General features: G+C 42.3%; 22 protein-coding genes. 7 read left to right on the top strand and 15 right to left on the bottom strand.

Features of this window, described 5'->3' with window-relative positions:
- Positions 1-251: 251 nt before the first annotated feature.
- The 4 genes from RMX69_RS16665 to RMX69_RS16650 form a co-directional block, all read right to left on the bottom strand.
- Positions 252-440 carry a DUF4089 domain-containing protein gene (locus tag RMX69_RS16665; protein WP_322638115.1) on the bottom strand — a complete coding sequence of 63 codons (189 nt, stop codon included), beginning with the start codon at positions 438-440 and terminating at the stop codon, positions 252-254.
- 127 nt (positions 441-567) lie between these two features.
- Positions 568-2,643 carry a hypothetical protein gene (locus RMX69_RS16660; RefSeq protein ID WP_322638114.1) on the bottom strand — a complete coding sequence of 692 codons (2,076 nt, stop codon included), beginning with the start codon at positions 2,641-2,643 and terminating at the stop codon, positions 568-570.
- An 872-nt stretch (positions 2,644-3,515) separates the two neighbouring features.
- Complete coding sequence (locus tag RMX69_RS16655) at positions 3,516-4,151, bottom strand: nucleotidyltransferase family protein (protein ID WP_322638113.1); 636 nt, start codon at positions 4,149-4,151, stop codon at positions 3,516-3,518.
- Between the two features lie 5 nt (positions 4,152-4,156).
- The gene (locus RMX69_RS16650) at positions 4,157-5,314 is read right to left on the bottom strand and encodes an XdhC family protein (protein WP_322638112.1); all 1,158 of its coding nucleotides are present in this window, start codon (positions 5,312-5,314) and stop codon (positions 4,157-4,159) included.
- Positions 5,315-5,866: 552 nt separating this feature from the next.
- On the opposite strand from RMX69_RS16650, the gene RMX69_RS16645 reads away from it, so the two are divergent.
- The 6 genes from RMX69_RS16645 (at position 5,867) to RMX69_RS16620 (ending at position 10,868) form a co-directional block, all read left to right on the top strand.
- Positions 5,867-6,166 carry a metalloregulator ArsR/SmtB family transcription factor gene (locus RMX69_RS16645; RefSeq protein WP_322638111.1) on the top strand — a complete coding sequence of 100 codons (300 nt, stop codon included), beginning with the start codon at positions 5,867-5,869 and terminating at the stop codon, positions 6,164-6,166.
- Between the two features lie 30 nt (positions 6,167-6,196).
- On the top strand, positions 6,197-7,048 hold the full coding sequence (locus tag RMX69_RS16640) for a phosphate ABC transporter substrate-binding protein (RefSeq protein WP_322638110.1): 852 nt from the start codon (positions 6,197-6,199) through the stop codon (positions 7,046-7,048).
- Positions 7,005-7,883 carry a phosphate ABC transporter permease subunit PstC gene (gene pstC, locus RMX69_RS16635; RefSeq protein WP_322638109.1) on the top strand — a complete coding sequence of 293 codons (879 nt, stop codon included), beginning with the start codon at positions 7,005-7,007 and terminating at the stop codon, positions 7,881-7,883. Before RMX69_RS16640 ends, pstC begins: the two co-directional genes overlap by 44 nt.
- Positions 7,876-8,730, top strand: a complete 855-nt coding sequence (gene pstA / locus RMX69_RS16630) for a phosphate ABC transporter permease PstA (protein WP_322638108.1) — start codon at positions 7,876-7,878, stop codon at positions 8,728-8,730. Before pstC ends, pstA begins: the two co-directional genes overlap by 8 nt.
- Positions 8,727-9,521 (top strand): phosphate ABC transporter ATP-binding protein, encoded by a 795-nt coding sequence (locus RMX69_RS16625; RefSeq protein ID WP_322638107.1) that lies wholly within the window; start codon positions 8,727-8,729, stop codon positions 9,519-9,521. Before pstA ends, RMX69_RS16625 begins: the two co-directional genes overlap by 4 nt.
- A gap of 975 nt (positions 9,522-10,496) precedes the next feature.
- A complete protein-coding gene (locus tag RMX69_RS16620; RefSeq protein WP_322638106.1) occupies positions 10,497-10,868 on the top strand; it encodes a hypothetical protein in 372 nt (123 codons plus the stop codon).
- A 71-nt stretch (positions 10,869-10,939) separates the two neighbouring features.
- Here the strand turns inward: RMX69_RS16620 and RMX69_RS16615 are convergent, their stop codons facing one another.
- The 10 genes from RMX69_RS16615 to RMX69_RS16570 all read right to left on the bottom strand — a co-directional run bounded on the left by RMX69_RS16615 (position 10,940) and on the right by RMX69_RS16570 (position 20,434).
- Positions 10,940-13,153, bottom strand: a complete 2,214-nt coding sequence (locus tag RMX69_RS16615) for a xanthine dehydrogenase family protein molybdopterin-binding subunit (protein ID WP_322638105.1) — start codon at positions 13,151-13,153, stop codon at positions 10,940-10,942.
- A complete protein-coding gene (locus tag RMX69_RS16610) occupies positions 13,150-14,133 on the bottom strand; it encodes a xanthine dehydrogenase family protein subunit M (protein WP_322638104.1) in 984 nt (327 codons plus the stop codon). Before RMX69_RS16610 ends, RMX69_RS16615 begins: the two co-directional genes overlap by 4 nt.
- Complete coding sequence (locus tag RMX69_RS16605) at positions 14,120-14,743, bottom strand: (2Fe-2S)-binding protein (protein ID WP_322638103.1); 624 nt, start codon at positions 14,741-14,743, stop codon at positions 14,120-14,122. The genes RMX69_RS16610 and RMX69_RS16605 overlap by 14 nt, the downstream gene beginning before the upstream one ends.
- 402 nt (positions 14,744-15,145) lie before the next feature.
- Complete coding sequence (locus RMX69_RS16600) at positions 15,146-15,601, bottom strand: phage tail protein (RefSeq protein ID WP_322638102.1); 456 nt, start codon at positions 15,599-15,601, stop codon at positions 15,146-15,148.
- A 212-nt stretch (positions 15,602-15,813) separates the two neighbouring features.
- Positions 15,814-16,155: a cupin domain-containing protein gene (locus RMX69_RS16595; RefSeq protein WP_322638101.1), complete on the bottom strand. Its 342-nt coding sequence runs from the start codon at positions 16,153-16,155 to the stop codon at positions 15,814-15,816.
- A gap of 241 nt (positions 16,156-16,396) precedes the next feature.
- Positions 16,397-17,566: a zinc-dependent alcohol dehydrogenase gene (locus RMX69_RS16590; protein WP_289798133.1), complete on the bottom strand. Its 1,170-nt coding sequence runs from the start codon at positions 17,564-17,566 to the stop codon at positions 16,397-16,399.
- 181 nt (positions 17,567-17,747) lie between these two features.
- Entirely contained in the window at positions 17,748-18,137 is a 390-nt protein-coding gene (locus RMX69_RS16585; protein ID WP_322638100.1) for a hypothetical protein, read from the bottom strand.
- Positions 18,138-18,192: 55 nt separating this feature from the next.
- Entirely contained in the window at positions 18,193-18,321 is a 129-nt protein-coding gene (locus RMX69_RS16580; RefSeq protein WP_322638099.1) for a hypothetical protein, read from the bottom strand.
- A 120-nt stretch (positions 18,322-18,441) separates the two neighbouring features.
- Complete coding sequence (locus tag RMX69_RS16575; RefSeq protein ID WP_322638098.1) at positions 18,442-19,140, bottom strand: SRPBCC family protein; 699 nt, start codon at positions 19,138-19,140, stop codon at positions 18,442-18,444.
- Between the two features lie 196 nt (positions 19,141-19,336).
- Positions 19,337-20,434 (bottom strand): DJ-1/PfpI/YhbO family deglycase/protease, encoded by a 1,098-nt coding sequence (locus tag RMX69_RS16570; protein WP_322638097.1) that lies wholly within the window; start codon positions 20,432-20,434, stop codon positions 19,337-19,339.
- A gap of 485 nt (positions 20,435-20,919) precedes the next feature.
- Between RMX69_RS16570 and RMX69_RS16565 the strand changes: the two genes are divergently transcribed.
- Positions 20,920-21,312 carry a DUF6335 family protein gene (locus tag RMX69_RS16565; RefSeq protein ID WP_322638096.1) on the top strand — a complete coding sequence of 131 codons (393 nt, stop codon included), beginning with the start codon at positions 20,920-20,922 and terminating at the stop codon, positions 21,310-21,312.
- Between the two features lie 6 nt (positions 21,313-21,318).
- On the opposite strand, the gene RMX69_RS16560 is transcribed toward RMX69_RS16565, so the two are convergent.
- A complete protein-coding gene (locus RMX69_RS16560) occupies positions 21,319-21,735 on the bottom strand; it encodes a response regulator (protein ID WP_322638095.1) in 417 nt (138 codons plus the stop codon).
- Positions 21,736-22,196 lie beyond the last annotated feature (461 nt).

Below are 22,196 nucleotides of genomic sequence, written 5' to 3'. Positions count from 1 at the left end.
AATATTAAAAGATAGCGCGTTTAGCTTTTTGAGTAATAGCAGTCAGCAATAGTTTTTGCTTCAGTAAAACATCAAGATAGCTATTCTGAGTTTTCACGTCATGTGGAAAAGCCAACGGAAAACCTAACCCCCCAGCCCCCTTCCCTACAAGGGAAGGGGGAGAAATCAAAGCCTCTCTCCTTGTAGGGGAGAGGTTTGGAGAGGGGTTTTCCAGATCCCGTGAAAAGTCAGGATAGCTATTCTTGAAACAATTATGGTTCAAAAACTGGTGCAACTTCGATTTCCTCTGGTAAAGGGAAAGAATTTACCAGATTAGCGATCGCCATAATTCTCTCAAAATTTGCCACCACACCATCTCGATACTCATCTGTTAACTGCAAATCCAACAACAACCCCATCAGATCGACATACTCACCCACATCAAACCCTTCTCTTCTCATCTTTCTTCCTTTGCGGTAGCTTGCGGCAAGCCGTTCGCGTAGCGTCTCGTAGAGAAGCGTCTACGTTATCTTAAACTTTAGCGAACCACAGAGGAGCGGAGGATGCAGAGAGGAGTGAGAAATTATATTAATTTGGTTTTCCATAGTAGACTCCTTTGCCGTCGGTGCCAATGAAGACTAGCCCAAATTGCTGTTTGCTAGCTTCCATCACGTTCGGGACATTGCCAATGGGATTTAGAGGATTAGAGATATTTGTCCATGTTTGCCCTCGATCCAAAGAACGGAAAATTCCTTTTCCCATACCAATGACTTTGCCATATAAATATAGTGCTGGAATTTTACTTCCTGTTTGTGGCTTGCCAAAAGCAAATAAATTAGCTTTCTCCACATTAGCTATTTTGGCAAACTTCGCACCACCGTTTGTTGAACGATAAAGCCCATTAGAATCAAGACTTATCCAAACTTCGTTACTCACTCCCGGAACTGTTTTGAGCATAGACCAATCTTCGCTAGGAAGTGTTGAGTTGACAACACTGAAGTATGCGGCTCCATCCTTACTGCGGTAGACTTTGCCATCGTTATAGTAGTAAAAAATATTGCCATTTACTTTGTCTGATGCCAATGGTTGACCCCAGTACCACGGCCCTTTGGGCCCATTGGGTAAACCTAATACTCCACTCCAAGAAGCTCCACCGTTAGTTGTACGTATAGGTTGTTTCTCGCTGGCGATCGCTACAAACAAACTTGGATTAGTTGCAGACATAGCTACCCGGAGTGGCATAATGTTCTGTGGAAATGAGGAAAAGTTCTTCCAGGTATGTCCGCCATCTGTGGAAGTTCCTCCTGTAAAGGTATTGAACCCTCGATGTCCGCCAACGCGTACCATACGTAAAGGATCTTTTTCACTGTACGCAATGCTGTATGTTTCTTGATACCAAGGGCCGTTACTACCGCCTAATTGAGTAGATGGGTAAGTATTTAATTTCTGGCCATGGTTAAAGCCTTCTACATCAGCCACACCGCTTAACAATAGTGAGCCTTTTGGAGGTGAGATCAGTTCAAAAGCAACTGTTTCCTCATGTCCTTTTTCATAGTTAGACCAGGTAGGCTTGTTAGCATTGATATTGTCTGCCTGCCAGGTTCCGAACCAGTCTGTTAACCAAATTTTGCCCGCAATATTTGGGTCAAATTCAATCGCTGAGGCCGCAGAAGCAAAATACCAGTTTGGCCACCAAGGTACTTGAGGATTCAATGAATGGGTTTTCTGTTGCCATGTACTTCCACCATCGGTAGATTGAAAGACTCTAGAGTAATTAGTACTTTCATGGTATTGGTCATAAGTAACTAAAACGTGATTAGAGTTCTTGGGATCTACAGAAAGCCCATTAAATGAAATAGTTTTGATGTTAGTCGGCGTAATATTCCTCCAAGCCCCATTGGCATATTTGCTAACTCCTGAAGTGTGCGTTACATACAGTACTCCATTGCTATTAAGCGCCATTCGATTTGCTTTTGATGGGCTTCCGGCTATTCTGCTCCAGGTAACACCTGTATCGGTAGACTGATATATCCCGTCTCCATAGGCATTTGCATAAACCAAGCCAGAATTCTTTTTGCTAAACAAAATTCCTGTAATACCAATGTATGCATTGGGTTTTCCAGAAAAAGAACTTACTTTTTTCCATGTTTGACCAGCATTTACCGACTTCCATAGCCCATCCAAACGTGAACCAAAGAAGATGATATTAGTATTAAATGGATTAACTCCCAGCCTTTCCCCCGTCCATCGCTTAGTTTCGTTGCCACCCATTGGCAAATCTATGTTCAGTTTGTTCCAGGTTTGACCTTTATTGGTCGATTTGAAGATTGTTCCTAAGCCAGCCTTAGTATATTTGCCTGCTGCAATATAGACAACATTTGGATTGTTAGGGTCAAGCGCTAATCCTTCTCCGCCGTAGTAGTTACTTTTATCAGAACCAAAGTGATCTGTTAATGGAATCCATCTCTTCTCTAGCGAATTCCAACGATAGAAGCCACCGATATCGGTTCTAATGTAGGCTAAATTCTTCTCTAAAGGATGCAGATAAATATTGGTAACATAGCCTCCTCCCCCTATGGAGACATGATTCCATTGATACCCAGATGTTGTGCTGCGACTAGGTTCAACGGTTGTAAGTGCTACGGTCGTAGCTAGAGTGAGCATAGAAAAGCGGATTATTTTCCTTAAAGGAATATGGAACAAGCGAATGCTCATAATAGTCTCATTTGTAAAGGAATGAAGACAGAGATAATACTTAGCAAATAAGACTAAGCAGTATAAAATTAAGTGAAAATGCGGTATGCATTCTCCCCTAAGTTGAAAGGTGACGTAATGTTTTCCAATAGATGATAGTTGATATAAATGTTTTGGCAAAATAAAAATACTTTGTCAATATTTTTTATAAAGTTTATGTATAATTTGTTATAACTACTTAAAAAAGCGTGCAACCAATTACAAGTAGTTTTATGGTTACTTATTAACAGATATTGTTACTAAAAGTTATATTTTTATACTGAGAGAGCAAGAAGAAGTTTCCTTGCTTGTTGCAGCACCGACATTGATTTGGGATGAAAATGGAGCTAGACGACTTGCATAAAAATATTTAGAAGTTTGTGTAAAACGGAGACGCTACGCAAACAGTACTGGACTCAATATAGTTCAGTTAAGCAAAGCGCAACCCAACAAAGTTCTGCAAATGTTGGGTTTCGTTAACCCAAGCGTATTGATATAGCAATCCTAAACGAGTTGTGAAAAATATAGATAAGGAAACGAACCGCGAAGAACGCATTTGCGTAGCGTCTCGTAAGAGTTGGACGCAAAGGGAAGAAAAAAGAAAGAGATATGTAATTTTCACAAATGATTTAGGACTGCTATAAATAATGTATGTTTCAGCATCCAAAAATTAAAGCATCAAATGAATAAGCACCAGGGTCAATTTTAATGATTAGATAATATCGGTAGGCAGAAAACTTCTGCGATTGCTTTGATTACCACACAGGATCTCCCACTAATTGATTATGAATTCTGTATCTTCTTCAAGATACTCCAGAAACTCTTCTATTAATTGATAGTAATTGTTCGTAATTCTTTGGTGTATCAATATCGATATCTCCTCGTGGAAACGGAATAGAAAAGACTTCATTGAGGTTATTAGTAATAACTTTCTTTGCTCCTGAAGTTTCTTTTAAAGCGGTAAGTTCTGAAAAAAATGTCTGATTAAATAGAGCAGGTACACCTAATGTATCGCCATATTCACAAGCAATAATCGATTTTTTTGTCGAATAATATGCATCAACAAGTTGATTGATAATTTCGGGAGAAACAAATGGCTGGTCGCAAAGTGTAATAACTACTGCTTCTATTTTTTGCGGAAGATTATTTAACAATTCAATACCACTCTTGATTGAAGTACTCATTCCACAAGCCCAATCCAAGTTTTTAACTACTTTAACGGGAAGTTGTTTAATTTGGGGATGGATCTGTTCTGCATTGGCTCCAAGTACTACTACCACAGGTTGACAAACTGAAGCGATCGCAATTTCTGTAATATATTGTAAAAAACTACGCCCTTGGTAAAGCAATAGTTGTTTCGGTGTACCCATGCGTGTAGATGCACCAGCAGCAAGAATCATAATGGCTATGGTTGATTTATCGTTGTCTATAGCAGTCATAAAAACTATGTGGTAAGTAGCAAGTTTGAATTGCTTTCATAACATTGGTGAATTGGTTGATTGCGATTTCTTAAAAAATTACCATTGCGGTTTGTTAGCACTGCTTGAATTTCTGCAATAATAGCGATCGCTATTTCTTCAGGTGTATCTGCTCCAATGTCAATCCCAACAGGGCCATGCAATCTTTTTAATTGTTCAGTAGTATACCTTATTCCTTGCAGAGATAAATCTTCAAGTAATTTTTCAGTACGCAGCTTTGGCCCTAAAACCCCTATGTAGGGTGCAGGAGATGGCAGCAGCATTTTCAAAATTTCCAAGTCGTCAAGGTAATTATGCGTCATGACCACAGCAACTGTGTGGGCATCTATAAATACCTGTTTTTGTACAATTTCTCGCCGAGTCAAAATCACATCACAAGCTATTGGAAATCGCGCTTTAGTTGCCTCATTAGCTCGACAATCGACCACAGTAACGTCCCAACCTAATGCTTGAGCAAACTGTGCTACGGGTATAGCGTCATAACCTGCACCAAATATTACTAAAGGCGTGGGTGGTTGGATGACTTCAATAAAAACTTCTGCACTGCCTAAAGGTAACTGATAGTTTTTTATACTAGACTTTTGATTAGTAAAAGCTGTTTGAGTATCTAATTGCAGAGATTGAATTAAATTTGGATCTTTGATGTCAGCGATCGTTTTACCATCAGGATACAGCAGTAAGCGCGACCCAAGTTTCACATCTACTTCGCCTTCAAAGGCAAAGACTGTAGCAATAATACCCAAATGTTTTTTATGAAAGCACTCTTGCATAAAAGCGATCGCATTTGGTGAATTTTCTTTTTCAAGACGTTCGATGAGAACTTGCACTGTCCCATTGCACCCCAAACCAAAGCCCCAAAGAATATCTTCTGAGGCGGTGTTATCATAAGTAATAACAATTGGTTCGCCGTCCGACATTCGTTGTTGAGTATGCTCAAATACGTCATTTTCCAAGCAACCAGCGCTGATTGTTCCAATCATCCGACCTGTATCTGTCATCAACATTTTGGCACCCGGTCGGCGATAGGTTGAACCTTGAGTTTTGACTACAGTAGCAAGAAAAGTAATTTCACCATTTTTTTGACTTGATTGGAAGCCTTCTAAAATTGCTTGTAACTCGTTCATTTGATTGCTGATTTTTCTGTTTCTAGCAGTTTATAAACTTGAGTAGGCAGTGACTGTGCCATTGTCCATCGCTGCTAGTGTCAAACACTCCTTAGATTTGCTGCCCTTTTACGATTACAGTATATACGTTAGATTGAGGTGCGCTCGCGGTGTTCTGCTATCCAAGATAAGCGAAAACACCACTAAAATCATGCCCCACAGGATAGTTGTCAACTTTCGTCATTTATCTATCACAAGAGTTAGCACGGAATACTGATTTTCCCCATATCACAGTTTTGGCAGAGTACTTTAAACTTATTCCAAAAAGGTGAAACCCTAATGAGTGATTCTGGTTTATACCAATGAAAACTCAGTAAATCTCAGCAAGAAAGGTTAAAAATTTAATTTTAATTGTAGAGCTTGACACTTTCTACTTTAAAATATGAATCAAATTTCATATGAATTGCTATTTATTTGCGATCGCAGCAGTTGTTAATCTTCGCTAAACACGAGATCGTTCGCTGCAAAGTAACTTCGGAAACAAGAAAAATCTATTCCTTTAAAGGCAATGAAATGAAAAATAGCAGCAAGAAGCAGGTTGACTGCGTAGAAAAGCTGAAGGTACTGGCAGATGAAACTCGTCTAGCAGTATTAGAACTTCTGATCGACAGTCCCAAACACGTCGGAGAAATGAATGCAATTTTGGGCTTGGAACAAAGCTTGCTCTCCCATCATTTACAAGTTCTGCGTCGCTCCCAGTTGGTTGTGCGATCGCGTAATGGTAAAGCAATTCTCTACCGCCTGGCTCCAGAGGTGGAAGTAACTACTGGCAAAGCTTTGAACCTTGGCTGTTGTGTCCTCTGTTTTAATTAAAAAACCCGAATTCGGGTTGAAAAGTAACTAATGAAAAATTCTCAAATTTTACCTCTGGCGATTGGGTTGGCTACCTGCATTTGGTTACAAGGCTGTTCATCAGCGAATCGAGATGCAAATAATCCAAATCAGCTTCAGGGAAAACTAGTACTTACTGGCTCCAGTACAATTGCACCGTTAGCGGCTGAAATTGGCAAGCGTTTTGAATCTCAGCATCCAGGTGCGCGAGTTGATGTGCAATCAGGAGGGTCTTCGCGTGGGGTTTCTGATGCTCGTCAAGGTGTCGCTAATGTTGGCATGGTTTCCCGTGCCTTGTTGAAGCCAGAAGAAAACGATTTAAAAGCATTTTCTATCGCTCGTGATGGAGTGACGGTAATTCTTTACAAAGACAATCCAGTAAAATCGCTCAACGACAAGCAAGTTGTAGATATTTACACAGGCAAGGTGACGAACTGGAAACAAGTGGGAGGTACAGATGGAGCGATTACAGTTGTTAACAAAGCCGAAGGACGTTCCACTTTAGAATTATTTACCCATTATTTCAAACTGAAAAATACAGATATCAAAGCCCAAGTAGTAATTGGTGACAATCAGCAGGGAATTAAGACAGTTGCAGGAAACCCCAATGCCATTGGTTATGTATCTATCGGATCGGCAGAAAATAGTGCAGCCAATGGAGTAGCTATTAAGCTGCTATCTGTAAATGAGATAGCTGCAACAACAGCCAACGTCCAGAATGGGACTTTTCCGATTTCTCGTCCACTTAACTTAGTAACCAAAACCCAACCTCAAGGATTGACAAAAGCATTTCTTGATTTCGCGCAATCACAACAGGTAAATGACATTGTTCAAAAGCAAAACTTTGTCGTCGTCTCTAAATGACTTTTGGTTAATTTGGATACTGCGTTTTTTAGCGGCGATCGCCGGAGCGATCGCACTTTTAATTATCGGCTTTTTGATTCTGGAGTCTCTACCAGTCCTCAATCATGTTGGAATAACACGTTTTTTTACAGACTCTTCCTGGAACCCAACCGCCGGATTATATAATCTCTTACCGATGTTATTGGGTACATTTTTGGCAATGGTTGGCTCAGTAGCGATCGCGACACCTGTAGGAATTCTATCTGCGGTTTTTTGTCAATTCTACGCCCCACCAGTAATGGCGCGGTTATACCGTCGCTTAATTGAACTATTAGCAGGAATTCCTTCTGTAGTATATGGTTTTTGGGGATTGGTGGTGCTGGTTCCCATGATTGGTAGGATACATCCACCTGGGCCAAGTTTACTCGCGGGTATTGCCATTCTCACGGTGATGATTTTGCCAACAATAGCGCTTGTAGCCGATGCTAGTTTCGCGAAAGTCCCAACTTCTTACCTTCAAGGAGCAGCAGCTTTAGGATTATCCCGTTGGGCAACTATCTCTAGAGTCGTGCTTCCTGCTGCCAAATCTGGATTATTCACAGGCTTAATTTTAGAAACAGGTCGAGCAGTTGGCGAAACAATGGCTATTTTGATGGTGTGTGGCAATGTAGTCCAAATGCCAAAAAGTATATTTGACCCCATCCGCACGTTGACGGCTAATATTGCTCTGGAAATGGCTTATGCCACAGGAGATCACCGTTCGGCGTTGTTTGTTAGCGGTTTAGTCTTGATGGGAATGATTGTGCTGTTAGTTGCGGTTGCGGAAGTCATCAGCCAAGGAAAAATATATGGGTGAACCTGTTGTAAGTCCTAAAGATTGGTTGCTAACAATCATTGTTTGGACAACTGCTGCCCTAGTTACTGGTATCTTCCTTTGGATACTCAGTGATATCCTTTGGCATGGGATAGGACACTTGACGTGGAAATTTCTGACAACTGAACCAGAAAATGCTGGCAGAGAAGGGGGAATTGCCAGCATTCTTGTTTCCACTTTTCTGATTATGGCAGTGTGTATGGCAGTTTCTATCCCCATTGGTGTTGGTACAGCCGTTTTACTGGCAGAATTCACCCCCGTGGATAGTTGGTTTGCTGGGTTGGTGCGGCGTAGTTTAGATGTACTGGCAGGAGTTCCCTCTATAGTCTTTGGGTTGTTTGGCAACGTTTTCTTTTGTCAAGTTTTGGGGCTGGGATTTTCTATTTTGTCGGGAGGATTGACTTTGGGGTGTATGGTGCTACCAATTTTAATTCGCTCTACAGAAGAAGGATTTCGCGCTGTTCCCAATGAGTATAGATTAGGAGCCGCAGCCCTTGGTTTTTCCCGTACGACAACGTTATTTCAACTGTTGTTACCTGCTGCTGTCCCTGGTTTGGTTGTGGGATTGGTGCTGGGTATTGGTCGAGCGATCGCAGAGACGGCGGCTTTAATTTTTACTAGTGGTTACGTAGATAGAATGCCAGAATCACTGCTAGATTCCGGGCGTGCCCTCTCGATTCATATTTTTGATTTATCAATGAACGTCTCTGGCGGAGATGCCAATGCTTACGCCTCAGCATTAGTCTTGCTGGTATCACTGCTGGTGATTAATGGTACAGCAGCATGGATTGCAGATAATTGGTTGCACAGGAGAATTTTTTCTGGATGAAATCAGCAAATATCGCTACTGGAATTGTTAAACCGTTGATTGAAACGGAGAACTTAACTCTGCAATACGGTCAAAAAACCGCATTTGCTAATGTCAATTTGAGTGTGAATCTGGGGGAAATTTTAGCATTGGTGGGGCCTTCTGGTTGTGGAAAAACTAGCTTTTTGAGTTGCTTAAATCGGTTGACAGACATGATTCCCCAGTGTCGAGTCCAAGGGCGAATTCGCATAGGTAGTTTAGAAGTGCTAAATACCAAAACGAATGCGAACGCGTTGCGGCGGCAAGTTGGGATGATTTTCCAAAAGCCTAATCCTTTTCCTTTATCAATTTGGAAAAATCTGGAATTACCTTTGCGAGAACATGGTATTCGTAAAGAACAAATCGATGCGATCGTCGAGACAAGCCTGAAAGATGTTGGACTTTGGGATGAAGTCAAAGACCGACTGCAAACTTCTGCCTTAGCACTTTCTGGCGGACAACAGCAAAGGTTGTGCATAGCTAGAGCCTTGGCTTTGCAACCAGAAATCCTGTTATTGGATGAACCTTGTAGCGCCCTCGATCCAATTGCCAGTGGAATAGTTGAAGACTTAATTACTAGTTTGCGTCAGCGTTATACCTTGCTGATTGTGACGCATAACTTAGCACAAGCCAAGCGCATCGCGGATCGAGTTGCTCTGTTTTGGGTGCAGTCAGGTGTTGGGCAATTGATTGAGTCAGGTTCAGTAGAGCAAATTTTTGAGTACCCCCAACATCCCTTAACAGCAGCTTATGTCACGGGTGCAAGGGGTTGATTTGAAAAATATAGAAATAGACAAACGAATGAAATCATTGCCCCTCCGCTTCTTGGTGAGAGAAGTTATGAACCAAGCTATCTCTGTTGTAAGGGACTTGCGTGAAAATAAAGTACCAATAAACCGAGTTTCGACACTATTAACCCGCATATCCCTAACTTCAAATGGCGATCGCCATTGCGCTACTTGCTAATTAGTATCGTCTTACGGTTTTGTAATTGCATCGGTCTGTTATGTTAATACATCTGTCTGTTATGCCAATACATTGACCTGTTATGTTAATACATCGGTCTGTTATGCCAATACATCGGTCTGTTATGCCAATACATTTGTCTGTTATGCCAATACATTGACCTGTTATGTTAATACATCTGTCTGTTATGCCAATACATCGGTCTGTTATGGGACTCCCAAATAAAAAAATATACAACTATTTATTGTGGGGTGGGCGTCTTTCCATTGGTGTCAACTTAACGCTAAACATCACGTCCGCCAGGGATTGTAAATCCCTGTCTCATAGCTAAAGTCCTCTGAAGAGGACTAAAGAGCGCGAAAACTTTCAGTCTACTTGAGTAGACTTGAGCAATTAGTCTCTTAATTAGGGACTTCCAGAAAATAAATTATCCAATTTACTCAGATAATATTTTTCTTTCTCCCCCTGCCCCCTGCCCCCTGCTCCCCTGCCTAGACAGCGATGGGATATTTTTTTATTTGGAAGTCCCTTATATTCCCTGGCGGGTGAACAACACCTAATCAGTACGCTATTTTTGGCTTAAGTTGACACCAATGGCGACACGATAGCCCATAGTTCAAGGCGCTCATGTTGCCCACTCCACAAGATTAGATAATTTATTTCTTGGAAGTCCCTATCTTAAACTATCCTTTTTAACCTTGCCCGATCTAAAAATTTTATCTTACTGATATTTTTTTGTTGTAATGGGTACATTAAATATACAACTTACTAAGTATGCATGTATGCCTCCCCAAAATACAACAAACCGTTTGCGCCCTCAACTGATTAGTCAAGATATTGACTCATTCCACGGTTTACAAACCGTCAGCACCTACAACACAACTCGTGCTGATGCCTCAACTGCTAATTTACAGGAAGCTTATCAGGCAATGTTAATTTTTCAGCAAACTGAAACCGAGAAACTAGCTTTATACCGTGCGGCTGCTGATGCTGCCCGATTAGCAGAGTGGGAATTTCATAATGCTGTATTAGCGATGAAAGAAGTTGTGCGCGGGCAATATGGCTCAGATAGCGATCAAGCCCAAGCTGTGGGATTGAAAAAAAAATCAGACCGCAAGCGTCCTTCGCGGAAAAAGACAGTTGCGATGGCGTAACCGCCCGCTGGAAGCGATCGCAAGTTAATCAACTTGTTTAAGTTTAAAAATTAGCGATCGCCTCGCCATATCTACAGCAGTTTGTCTAAAGTAATTGGCAAATCGCGCACACGCTTACCTGTGGCATGATAGACTGCATTAGCGATCGCTGCCGCAGCGCCAGTAATGCCAATTTCACCAATTCCTTTGACACCAAGCGGGTTGATATGTGGATCGTCTTCATCCACAAACAACACCTCAATATCAGGAACGTCTGCATTCACTGGTACGTGATATTCACCTAAATCATGGTTGACAACGCGTCCTCGGTTCGGGTCTGTTAGCGTGTGTTCCATTAACGCCATGCCGATGCCATAAATAATCCCACCGATCATTTGACTGTTGGCTGTTTTAGCGTTGAGGATGTGTCCCACGCCAAAAGTTCCTACCCACCGGGTTACTCGCACTTCACCCAAATCAGGCTCAACGCGCACTTCGGCAAACTGCGCTCCAAATGAGTGCATTGAGAACTTCTTTTGTTCCTCTCCAGGCTTGGCATCTGCACGCGCTTCGAGCATTTTCTTTCCATGTCGTGCCAAGATTGCCTGATATGTTTCGCTTGCAGACGATTTATTTTTTAAGAAAAAGCTGCCATCTCGCGCAATTACATCCTCAGCCTTTGAACCATAAAGCGGCGATTTTTGATCGGCAAGTGCTAGTTGCAAAAGCTGACTGCGTGCTTGATTTCCCGCTAAATGTACGGCTGAACTGACACTGGCAGCAGTTTGGGAACCACCAGAAATAGGGGTTTGTGGCATCTTGGTATCGCCTAGTTCAAACCGGACTTTGTTAACTGGTAAACCAAGTGCTTCGGCTGCAACTTGAGTCATGACAGTATAAGTTCCCGTACCAATATCTTGCGAACCGCTCAGGACAACGGCTGTACCGTCTGCCATAATTTGAGCGATCGCTGATGCTGGGGAACGGTTGGTAGGATAAGTAGCTGTCGCCATACCCCAACCAATTAAATAATTACCGTCGCGCATTGAACGAGGCTGAGGATTGCGCTTTTGCCAGCCAAATTTTTCTGCTCCCAATTTGTAACACTCTTTCAGTGACTTGCTCGACCAAGGGAGTTTTTTACTAGGATCGACTTCAGCATAGTTACGCAGACGCAGTTCTACCGGATCGATGTTGAGCGCATAAGCCAGTTCGTCCATTGCCGATTCTAAAGCAAACGACCCAGAAGCTTCACCTGGGGCCCGCATATAAGTTGGTGTTCCTTGATCGAGCTGAACCAGACGGTGGCTAGTTTCGATATTTGGACAAGCGTACATCATCCGGGCGCTTTTACCAACAGGTTCGATAAATTCATCGAAAGTTGAAGTCTGGGAAGTGCCGGCGTGTCGCAAAGCAGTCAATTTGCCATCGCGGGTTGCACCGAGAGAAACCTGTTGAATTGTCTCCGGTCGAAAGCCCACAGGCCCATACATCTGTATCCGTCCCAAAACTAATTTCACGGGGCGATTAACTTGCTTTGCGGCGATCGCCGCTAGCGGTACATGCGACCAAGCCGACCCTTTGCAACCGAAGCCACCGCCCACATAGTAAGACATAATGCGGACTTTCTCAGGCTTAATTCCTAATACCTCCGCAACTTTTTTTTGAGTCGAAAAAATTCCCTGAGTTGCGTCATACAGCAGCAGTTCATCGCCTTGCCAAACTGCTGTTGTGGCATGAGGCTCCATTGGATTGTGATTTTCCACTGGGGTAGTATAAGTTTGCTCGACGCGGACAGCCGCCGCCGCTAGTCCCTGGTTGACATTGCCATGCGCTAAATCGGGCGGCTCGTCTCCAGGGATTTTACCTTTAGGCAAGTATGCTTTAGTGAGATTCTCCCGCATATTAATAGTTGGTTTCTCTTCGTCATAGCGAACTTGTACGAGTGAGGCAGCATACATCGCTCGTTCAAAAGTATCGGCAACGACGACACCAATGTGCTGACCGCTATACAGCACAATGTTATCTTGCAGGACTTGCACTTTATGACCGCCGCCCTTTTCTCCAAAAGCTTTGGGCGCGTTAAGGTGGGTAATTACTGCTAGCACACCCGGTACTTTTTCCGCCGCCTTGGTATCGATTTGAGCAATCTTCCCTTTAGCGATCGCACTTTGAATTGTCACGCCATAAGTCATTTTTGCGACCGGAAACTCAGCCGCGTAACGTGCGCCACCAGTCACCTTAAGCCGTCCATCAACTCGATTTAGCGGTTTGCCGACAACTATATTTTTATCCCCAGTATTCATGCCATCCCTCCCACCGTTGTCAGCGCCTTAACAATTGTGCGTTTAGCCAGTTCGACCTTAAAGCCGTTGTATTTTTGAGGTTTAGCACCGGCGATCGCCGCCAACGCTGCTGCTTGAAATGTTGCTTGGTTTGCCGGCTTGTTCAGAAGCACTTTTTCCGCTTCAAAGGCGCGCCAAGGCTTTGTACCAACGCCACCAAGGGCAATGCGTGCCGAGCGAATAATGCCATTTTGAATATCTAATGCCGCCGCAACCGATGTCATCGCAAAAGCATAGGAGGCGCGATCACGGACTTTTAAATAGTGCGATCGCTTTGCGAAGTTTAAAGCAGGTAAATCAACAGCAACAATTAACTCTCCGTGTTCTAGAACCGTCTCCCTTTCTGGCGTATTACCCGGTACGAGATGAAAATCTACCAGCGGAATACTGCGCTCTCCCTTCGGCCCGCGTGTTTGCACAACGGCATCGAGTGCAATCATTGCCACCGCCATATCAGAAGGATGGGTGGCAATACAGCGATCGCTACCGCCAAGAATCGCATGAATGCGGTTATAACCCTCGATTGCCGGACAACCTGAACCAGGAACGCGTTTATTGCAGGGGAAGGCGGTGTCGCGGAAGTAGTAACAACGGGTACGTTGCAGTAAATTGCCGCCCACACTTGCCATATTTCGCAGTTGCGGCGATGCCCCAGACAGCAACGCCTCCGACAGCACCGGGTAACGCTCTTGAATTATCGGATTATAAGCAACATCGCTATTGCTTGCCATTGCTCCAATCCGCACGCCGTTACCCTGTACTTCTATCTTGGTTAGCGGTAGTGGGTTAATGTCAACTAACTGTTTTGGCGTTTGTACATTCAGCTTCATCAAATCAATTAAGCTTGTACCCCCTGCCAAGTAAGCAGCTTGCACCTCTGGAGTCACCAAAGCCACGGCATTCTCTGCTTGTCCGGCTTTTTTATAGCTAAATGGCTGCATCTTTTTTTCCCTCTAAGACATCGCGGACAGCAGCCACGATATTTGGATAAGCCCCACAACGGCAGATATTGCCGCTCATCAGTTCGCGAATGTCGGCATCCGACTTGGCGTGTCCCTCATTCACCAAACCCACCGCCGAACAAATCTGCCCTGGCGTGCAGTAGCCGCACTGAAACGCATCACGGGCAAGAAACGCGGCTTGCATCGGGTGCAGATTGTTTCCCTGCTCCAACCCTTCAATAGTTGTGATTTTTGCATCGGTGTGCATAATTGCAAATGTCAGGCACGAATTAATCCGTTGCCCATCAACCAGCACCGTGCAAGCACCACACTGACCATGATCGCAACCTTTTTTAGTACCAATTAGTCCGAGATATTCTCGAAGTGCATCAAGTAAGGTAACACGCGGTTCAATTTGCAAATTATGTAGTGTTCCGTTCACTTGCAGCGTCACCTTCACAGTTTCAGAAGTGGAAGTTGCCAGCATTGGAGTAGTTTTTTTTACTTGAGTTTCTGCTACAGCTTTCTCTACAAAATTAGCGATCGTTGCCGCTACTGTACTGAAGACCATCAATTGACCCAACTTGCGGCGTCTTAAGACAAACCTCATTTGTTCGCTCCATTCTGTTTTTGTTAAAAATATTGAGTAATTATCTCTACTAAAATAATTGATAAAAAACCATACTTTCTTCCAAGTATTTTCTCTACAAAGACATTGTTAATAGAATACAATTTCATTTTGTTATGTCTCTCTATCAGAAGGTTTATGTCATAAGTATTATCTTGAATTATCAAAATAGAATTAATATCAAGTCCGGGTAATTAGTTATGATTTCCCCAGTCATTGCACCCATCCCGTCCCTAAATCAGTTGTAAATTCGCACAGAAACAGACAAAGCCAAAACACGCATTGGTCTGATAGGCTTCGCACTAATTGCCCTACTGTCACATTCTCATTCTCCAAAAAGCGATACTTTCTCTAGTGCGAGCGGTATGATTGGGGAATTTGAGTTTACGACCATTTATCAACACTGATGCCTTCATGGGCAATTTCTAAGGTTTCAACTGCTACCTCATTAGAAGTCGCATTTAAGTCTGGCCCTGACCAAGTTACAGGCCAGCAATCTGTTAAATTCCAGCGAATTTTTTCTGTGCCTTTTTCATCTAACATCACGATAGATATATCTTTTTTGTAGTCAGTAACCCCTTTCATTGTGTCTTGTCGCCACTTCCATAGTTCTTGATTATTAGTAGTGCCTCGTTTGAGGGTGATATTGTTGTAGGTTACTAAACCTGACAGTTTTCTTACGGTTGGCGGATCGGTTCCTTCTCGATACTCGGCGGGAGTTTGGGTGGAGTTGAGTCCACTGCATTCTCGAAAACCAGCATGAATAATGCCATTCCATTCAACATAAAAGCGATAGGTTAAATATGGATCTGGTTTGTGGGGGGCTTTAACATCTGGCATGGTGAATTTTCTTGTTGTGAATATAGGAGAGGGGCAAGGAGAAAACTATATTGCATAGTAGCCGAAAGCGCTGTAAAATCACAACCAAACACTTTTAAAACAATCTCTAAGCTGCCAAGCACAATAAAAAGGAGAACAAGAATATTGTTCCCCTACGAATGCTTTATATTCCATGCCATTGAAAGCGGCTATAAGTTTTTAGCGATCGCAAATCAGTTTTCATCTCGCCCGTGAACTTGAGCAGGTGGACTGGTTGCTTCAACAGCAGTAAATAGTTCTAGAATTTTATAGGTGTGGCTAGCTCCTTTTGGTACTATCCAAGAACTCCCAGGTTCTAGTAAAATCGTTTGCCCTTCAATATGTAATTCAGCACGACCATTGATTACATAACCAACAGTTTCATATTCGCGTGCTGTTGGCTCCTTAGATTCGTTCGGTTGTTCATTTTCCCACAGACGCATGGAAATATTTTTGCCAGATGCAAGATATTTTTGACCAAGTTGGCCTTTTGGAGAATGACTAGAGTCTACTTTGCTAACAGTTGTATCAGACATATTTTTTGCCTCTTTATAGTTTTAACTTTGGTCATGGGGAATGGAACATTAAGCATTAGACCTCTTGCAAAAATATATTTTTGCACTCTTAGGGAAAAGGGAAAAGGTTAAAGGGAAAGTATTTTGAGTTTTTTTACCCTTTTCCCCCGCCCCTTATCCCCAGAGGGGGCCCCACCTTCCCCTTTACCCCGACTTTTGCAAGAAGTCTATTGATTACTATCCTCTGCTCCCCTGCTTCCCATTACGGTTTGAGTACAACTTTGATACAGTTATCTTTTTTGTCCTTAAAAATTTCGTAGCCGTGGGGCGCTTGTTCTAAAGGTAAACTGTGAGTGATGATAAATGTTGGATCGATATCACCGTTTTGGATGTGTTCTAGCAAAGGTTTTAGATACTTGTGGACGTGTGTTTGTCCCATTTTCAAGGTTAGGCCCTTGTTCATCGCAGCACCCATCGGCACTTTATCTACAAAGCCACCATATACACCCGGAATTGATACGTGACCACCTTTGCGACAAGAGACAATTACTTGTCGTAATGCCGTTGGACGGTCTGTTTCTAAACGTACTGCTTGCTTTACCTGATCGTACATCGCCATAAAATCTGTGCCATGTGCTTCCATTCCCACTGCATCAATGCAAGCATCGGGGCCACGACCACCAGTCATTTCTTTGAGTGCTTCGCCTACATCTACTTCTTCGTAGTTGAGAACTTCAGCTTTGCCGTATTCTTTAGCCATTTGCAGACGTTCGGGAATGCGATCAAAGGCGATTACCCGTTCAGCACCTAGCATATATGCGCTTCTGATGGCGAATTGCCCGACAGGGCCACAACCCCAAACGGCAACAATATCACCGGGTTGGATGTTGCAGTTCTCAGCTGCCATATAGCCTGTGGGGAAAATGTCTGTTAAAAATAGTACTTGCTCATCCGTTAAACCATCAGGTATTTTGAACAAGCCGACATCAGCAAAGGGCACTCGTGCATACTCTGCTTGACCACCAGCGTAACCGCCGAATAAATGAGAGTAGCCAAATAGACCGGATGGTGAATAGCCCATTTGCTTTTCTACTAACCAAGCATTGGGGTTAGAGTTATCGCACAACGACCATAAATCCCGATTGCAAAAAAAGCAGTTACCGCAGGAGATGGTGAAGGGAACAACGACGCGATCGCCTATATTCACATTTTTAACTGCACTTCCAAGTTCTACAACTTCCCCCATGAATTCATGACCAAGGATATCACCCTTTTCCATTGAGGGGATGTAGCCATTGTAAATATGCAAATCAGAACCACAAATTGCCGTGGAAGTAATTTTAATAATGGCATCACGCGGATTAAGAATTGTGGGGTCAGGAACCGTTTCTACCCGCACATCATTTGCTCCATGCCAGCAAACTGCTTTCATAATTATTTAGTCCTTAGTTATAATTTCTAAAGCATTCATATCAAGATGAATACTAAACTTAACTTGATTTTGAGACGCGATAACTATCGCGTCTCAGTAACCGCTAAAAAGTTATTCAACAATATATGAGTCAACAATCTCCACCCAAATGTTGTTAACCGCGTCTAGCTGCTAACCTCAGTTAGTTGCTAGAAGGAGTGCGATAATAACCTTCTCTACTTTTAGTAAGTGATGAAGTTTCATCTCCGGTTCTGTTTGAAGTAGGATCAAAAAACTCTTTTGTTGCTTCAGGAGTTTTTTCATCCAAGTTTAACTTTTCGCGGATATTATCAACAGTGCTTTTGATTGGGTTTTGTGATTTTTGGGTATTATTGATTTGGGTATCGTTTCTAATTTCACCTTGCTCATTTGGTGTTCCTTTGTAATAAGTACCCTCTGGAGTTTTAACGTCAGCCAGTGCTATGTTAGTGTAGCTAAAAGCTTGACCCAATAAGAACATAAATCCTACGAGGAAAACTACAACGATTTGAGAAATGCGAATATTCCGCAGCCATGAAATTACTCGATTCATAAAAAACCTCAATTGCATTATGTTGGGTGTACAATTCAAAACCTTAAATGACTATTCACCATTCAGGTTTAAGAATAACTTTGATAGAGTTATCCTTTTTTTGTTGAAAAATGTGATGGTCTTCTATACCAACAGCATCGATGCAAGCATCGGAGCCATAGCCACCAGTTATCTGTTTCAACACTTCGCCAGCATTAACTTCTTCGTAAGTTAATCACTTTTGCTTTGGCAAACTTTTTCGCCATTTTCAGGCATTTGGGAAAGCGATCGCTATTAATCGCTTTTGCGGCGCTAATCATCGCAACTACTTGCGTCCACTTGATTGACCTTCGGTGGTGGCAATTTCACCTGCTTCCATTAGCATCTTGAAGCGACGCAATTCATCACCAATCTGCTGTTCTGCTTCTTCACCAAAAAGTTTAGCTACGGTAGCTGCTAATGCTCCACCTGGTGGGTTATACTCCAAGACAATCTTTACTTCTGTGCCGCGACCGCCTGGTGCTTCTTTAAAGCGGACAAAACCAGAATTATCAACGTCTGCACCTTCTACAGAAGCCCAAGAAATAAACTCATTTTCCCGGTCTTCGAGAATATCTGCATCCCATTCCACGCTGTTACCCAAGGGTGCATTGGCAATCCAATGAGAACGTTTTTCGTTATACACCTTTACTGACTTGAGATGCTTCATAAAGGTGGGCAAATTCTCAAAGTTATGCCAAAAACGATACAATTCTTCTGCTGATTTATTAATTGTTACCGTCTTTTCAACTTTAATGGGTTGGTTTATCCCGATTGCTTCCTGTGCTTGCTGGATTGTGCTTTGTTTCGTTGCACCTTGATAAATCAAACCACCACCAGCCAAAGCCGTCAGCGCTCCCCGCAAAGAACCTTGTTTTAAACCCATCAGCACCATAGCACCGCCACCGATGAGAGATGCCCAACGCTCTACTTCACTAGCTTCACCCTGACTATTAGTAAGTTTATCGCCTGATGTCGAAGTCACTTTTTTTCTCTCCATTACATACAGTAGATAACTCCAAAAATTAAATATGCGTTATCCAGAAACCTTGTAGAGACGTAGTACTACTACCTCTTTAATTCTTTTTCATCAGATGTCTAGTAAAATAACCAAAACGCAAATACTTACGAGACATTAAGCATGGCTTGGTTCTCCATAGAGTATGCACCTCTGTGATTGGTTACATTGATATAGCTGCGCCTGTAGTCGGCTTAGGAGGCTGAACCTGAGCGCTTATCCGCGCTCGATACAACTCTACTAATTGCTGTTCGGATTTCAATAAATCCTGGTAAATTTCTTTGAAAATAGCAGTTGCTACTGGGTCGGTAAACATCGCAGACAAATTGCCAATATCGCCGATACCAGTTTGCACATCACCTAAAGCAGAACGTAACTGATATATATCATCACTTCCAGTTAAGGCAGTTTTCACCTTGGCATACTGATTCGCAATATTTGCACCTAAAGAAGGTTTTTCGCCCAATAACTGAAGATAGGTTTCCAGTTTTTGAATGTGGCGCTGTTTATTAGTAATTATTTCTTGAAAGACTGAATTAACTTCGCTATCTGATTCCTTTTCCAAGTAATTTTCAAATGCTTCGAGTGAATAACGTTCACCAGTCAGGGCAGTATTTAAACCTTTGCTAATATCGCCTTTAGTTGAACCACCCCAAGCATCAGCTAGTTTCCACCATTCAGCACTTGTGTCTTTCTCATTTGGCAATGCAGCATCTTTGCCACCATAACCCAAACGGCTCAAAATAGCTGTGGTGAAAATTGCCAAGTCTCCAGGTTCGCGAGATGTAATCAAATTCCCGTCAACTACCAATGGCTCATCTAAATAATTTGCACCGGCGTTAGTTATATCCTTGGCAATAGCGCTAAACCCAGTGACTTGTTTGCCTTCGAGCAAGTCGCCTTCAATCAAAACTTGTGGCCCGTGACAAACAGCAGCGACTAATTTTCCTTGTTGGATAGCCTCTTGTACGAAACGTACTGTATTAAGGTTCCGTCGCATTTTGTCAGGAGCCATACCGCCGGGAATCACGACTGCATCAAATTCGGCTGCGATCGCCTCTGTTGTAGTACCATCGGCTTGTATGCTAACTTTGCCTTGTTTACCCTTATATTTTTCATTCATTCGGGAACCAAGGACTACTACCTCCATTCCTGCTTGTTTGAATCCATTATATGGAACTGTAAATTCTGCATCCTCTACTGCTTGTTCAATGAGGATAGCAACTTTTTTCTTACCAGAGTGATTGTTATGTTCAGTCATAAATGGTGTTACGTTTTTATTTCTCTAGTCTTTAACTAGTTACAACAATATTTGTCGATGAAGACAGTTAAACAGTCAAACTTTTAACTAGATAAATTATTTTGAATTACTTATCCGCATTATCTGCCTCCGTTACTCAAATAATTTTGATTGTTCCATTGTTTAGCATTTAAGCAATTAGAAATTATGAATACTAATCTAAAATACTAAACTTAACAAATTGTTAGTGTTTGCTTATTTTCGCCGGACAAAAAATAGTTATGAGTTAAAAGTTCGCTAATGAATAATTTCGGTTGGATAACTTCTAACTCATAACTTCAACTACAAGTTCCTTGACCATGAATTCATAGCTACAATCTTATGGCGCGATCGCTAGTTTAGCGTCGTACCCAGGGGATAGATTATTTTATAAGTTATACACCTCTAGTTAGACAAATTGCTGACAAGAAAACGTTATTGTGAAAATGCAGAAAAGGGCTAGTATCATGGCAGAAAAAAATCATAATGACAAAATTAAAAGTAATGATTTGCCACAAGAGATTACCGAATCCTACGGTACTGGTGTAAAAGACTTGCCAGGATACAATATTGGCGGACGCTCCATGCAGGATGAAAGAGACGAGTACACAGAAACTAGTCCGAAACTGACTGGTGGGGATGTTGATGCTTATTGGCAAGATGCAGATGCAGTTGGAGATGAAGCTGTTGGTGGTAGTACTTCCACTCCCGATCAAAATGTCACAGAGGACTTAGAAGCCGCAGTAGGGCTAAAAATGGCTGATTCTGAGTTTCTGCATACCAACGATATTTTAGAGGATCGTGATGGCGATCGCTGGGAGTTAGATCCAAAGTCTTCTGAAGATTATCAAGACCGATGAGAATAATTACCAATGACAAGAAGCAACCAAATTAGCCACTATCTCAACTAGTTCTTCTGGAGCGATGGGTTTAGATATATGAGTGTCAAAGCCAGCTTCCAAGGCACGGATACGAGCCTCACTATCAGCAAAGGCTGTTAAAGCAATAGCCGGGACTCGTCCACAATTATTTGGTTTAAGCGCCCGGAATTTGGAGATGAAAGTGTAGCCATCCTCCCCAGGCAACCCGATATCACTAATTAAAACATCGGGTTGCAATTCAGACAATACATTACGTGCATCTGCTGCTGATATCACTGCTATAACTGTTGCTCCATCCATTTCCAAGACAGTAGTGATAAAAAAGCGAGTATCATCATCATCCTCAACTACCAAGATATCTAAACCAGTAAGAGTTCCAGAAGTTTGCATAATAAATGACATTTTATCTATCCTTACTTGCTATATTTGTAATTCGTAATTAAGAGTAGAGAGCAAGCAGTGATTACAACTACGAATTACGTTAGCGAGTCAGCAAGCGTCATTATCAATTACGAATTATTATGACTTTTACACCCATTAGAGCTTCTTTTAGAGCAGATTTTAGATTTCCAAAAGTAGATTGATATGCTCGGAGTGTTGATGAGATACCGAAGCAGGCTCTTTTAACAAGAAATGATTTAACACCATAATTTCAAACATATAGCTTGATGGTTACTACTCCTTTATCTATTTTCCTACTGGAAGACCACTTCGCACAAATGAAATTCAAGCGTCGTTAGAAAAGTCCTTACTTATCTCGATTTTCAGCATAATTCAGAATTCAGGTGGTCGCCGAGCCTGTCCTGAGCGTAGCCGTTGGCGTGGTCACTGAGCGTAGCCGTTGGCGTGGTCACTGAGCGTAG

Origin of the sequence: Nostoc sp. EspVER01 (assembly GCF_034530635.1) — a bacterium.
GTDB lineage: Bacteria > Cyanobacteriota > Cyanobacteriia > Cyanobacteriales > Nostocaceae > Nostoc.
This window is presented reverse-complemented; position numbering and strand designations above follow the sequence as displayed.

Coding starts and splice junctions, on each gene's coding strand:
- RMX69_RS16665 (WP_322638115.1), bottom strand. CDS start 440: ATGAGAAGAGAAGGGTTTGATGTGGGTGAGTATGTCGATCTGATGGGG.
- RMX69_RS16660 (WP_322638114.1), bottom strand. CDS start 2,643: ATGCTCACTCTAGCTACGACCGTAGCACTTACAACCGTTGAACCTAGT.
- RMX69_RS16655 (WP_322638113.1), bottom strand. CDS start 4,151: ATGACTGCTATAGACAACGATAAATCAACCATAGCCATTATGATTCTT.
- RMX69_RS16650 (WP_322638112.1), bottom strand. CDS start 5,314: ATGAACGAGTTACAAGCAATTTTAGAAGGCTTCCAATCAAGTCAAAAA.
- RMX69_RS16645 (WP_322638111.1), top strand. CDS start 5,867: ATGAAAAATAGCAGCAAGAAGCAGGTTGACTGCGTAGAAAAGCTGAAG.
- RMX69_RS16640 (WP_322638110.1), top strand. CDS start 6,197: ATGAAAAATTCTCAAATTTTACCTCTGGCGATTGGGTTGGCTACCTGC.
- pstC (WP_322638109.1), top strand. CDS start 7,005: ATGACATTGTTCAAAAGCAAAACTTTGTCGTCGTCTCTAAATGACTTT.
- pstA (WP_322638108.1), top strand. CDS start 7,876: ATGGGTGAACCTGTTGTAAGTCCTAAAGATTGGTTGCTAACAATCATT.
- RMX69_RS16625 (WP_322638107.1), top strand. CDS start 8,727: ATGAAATCAGCAAATATCGCTACTGGAATTGTTAAACCGTTGATTGAA.
- RMX69_RS16620 (WP_322638106.1), top strand. CDS start 10,497: ATGCCTCCCCAAAATACAACAAACCGTTTGCGCCCTCAACTGATTAGT.
- RMX69_RS16615 (WP_322638105.1), bottom strand. CDS start 13,153: ATGAATACTGGGGATAAAAATATAGTTGTCGGCAAACCGCTAAATCGA.
- RMX69_RS16610 (WP_322638104.1), bottom strand. CDS start 14,133: ATGCAGCCATTTAGCTATAAAAAAGCCGGACAAGCAGAGAATGCCGTG.
- RMX69_RS16605 (WP_322638103.1), bottom strand. CDS start 14,743: ATGAGGTTTGTCTTAAGACGCCGCAAGTTGGGTCAATTGATGGTCTTC.
- RMX69_RS16600 (WP_322638102.1), bottom strand. CDS start 15,601: ATGCCAGATGTTAAAGCCCCCCACAAACCAGATCCATATTTAACCTAT.
- RMX69_RS16595 (WP_322638101.1), bottom strand. CDS start 16,155: ATGTCTGATACAACTGTTAGCAAAGTAGACTCTAGTCATTCTCCAAAA.
- RMX69_RS16590 (WP_289798133.1), bottom strand. CDS start 17,566: ATGAAAGCAGTTTGCTGGCATGGAGCAAATGATGTGCGGGTAGAAACG.
- RMX69_RS16585 (WP_322638100.1), bottom strand. CDS start 18,137: ATGAATCGAGTAATTTCATGGCTGCGGAATATTCGCATTTCTCAAATC.
- RMX69_RS16570 (WP_322638097.1), bottom strand. CDS start 20,434: ATGACTGAACATAACAATCACTCTGGTAAGAAAAAAGTTGCTATCCTC.
- RMX69_RS16565 (WP_322638096.1), top strand. CDS start 20,920: ATGGCAGAAAAAAATCATAATGACAAAATTAAAAGTAATGATTTGCCA.
- RMX69_RS16560 (WP_322638095.1), bottom strand. CDS start 21,735: ATGTCATTTATTATGCAAACTTCTGGAACTCTTACTGGTTTAGATATC.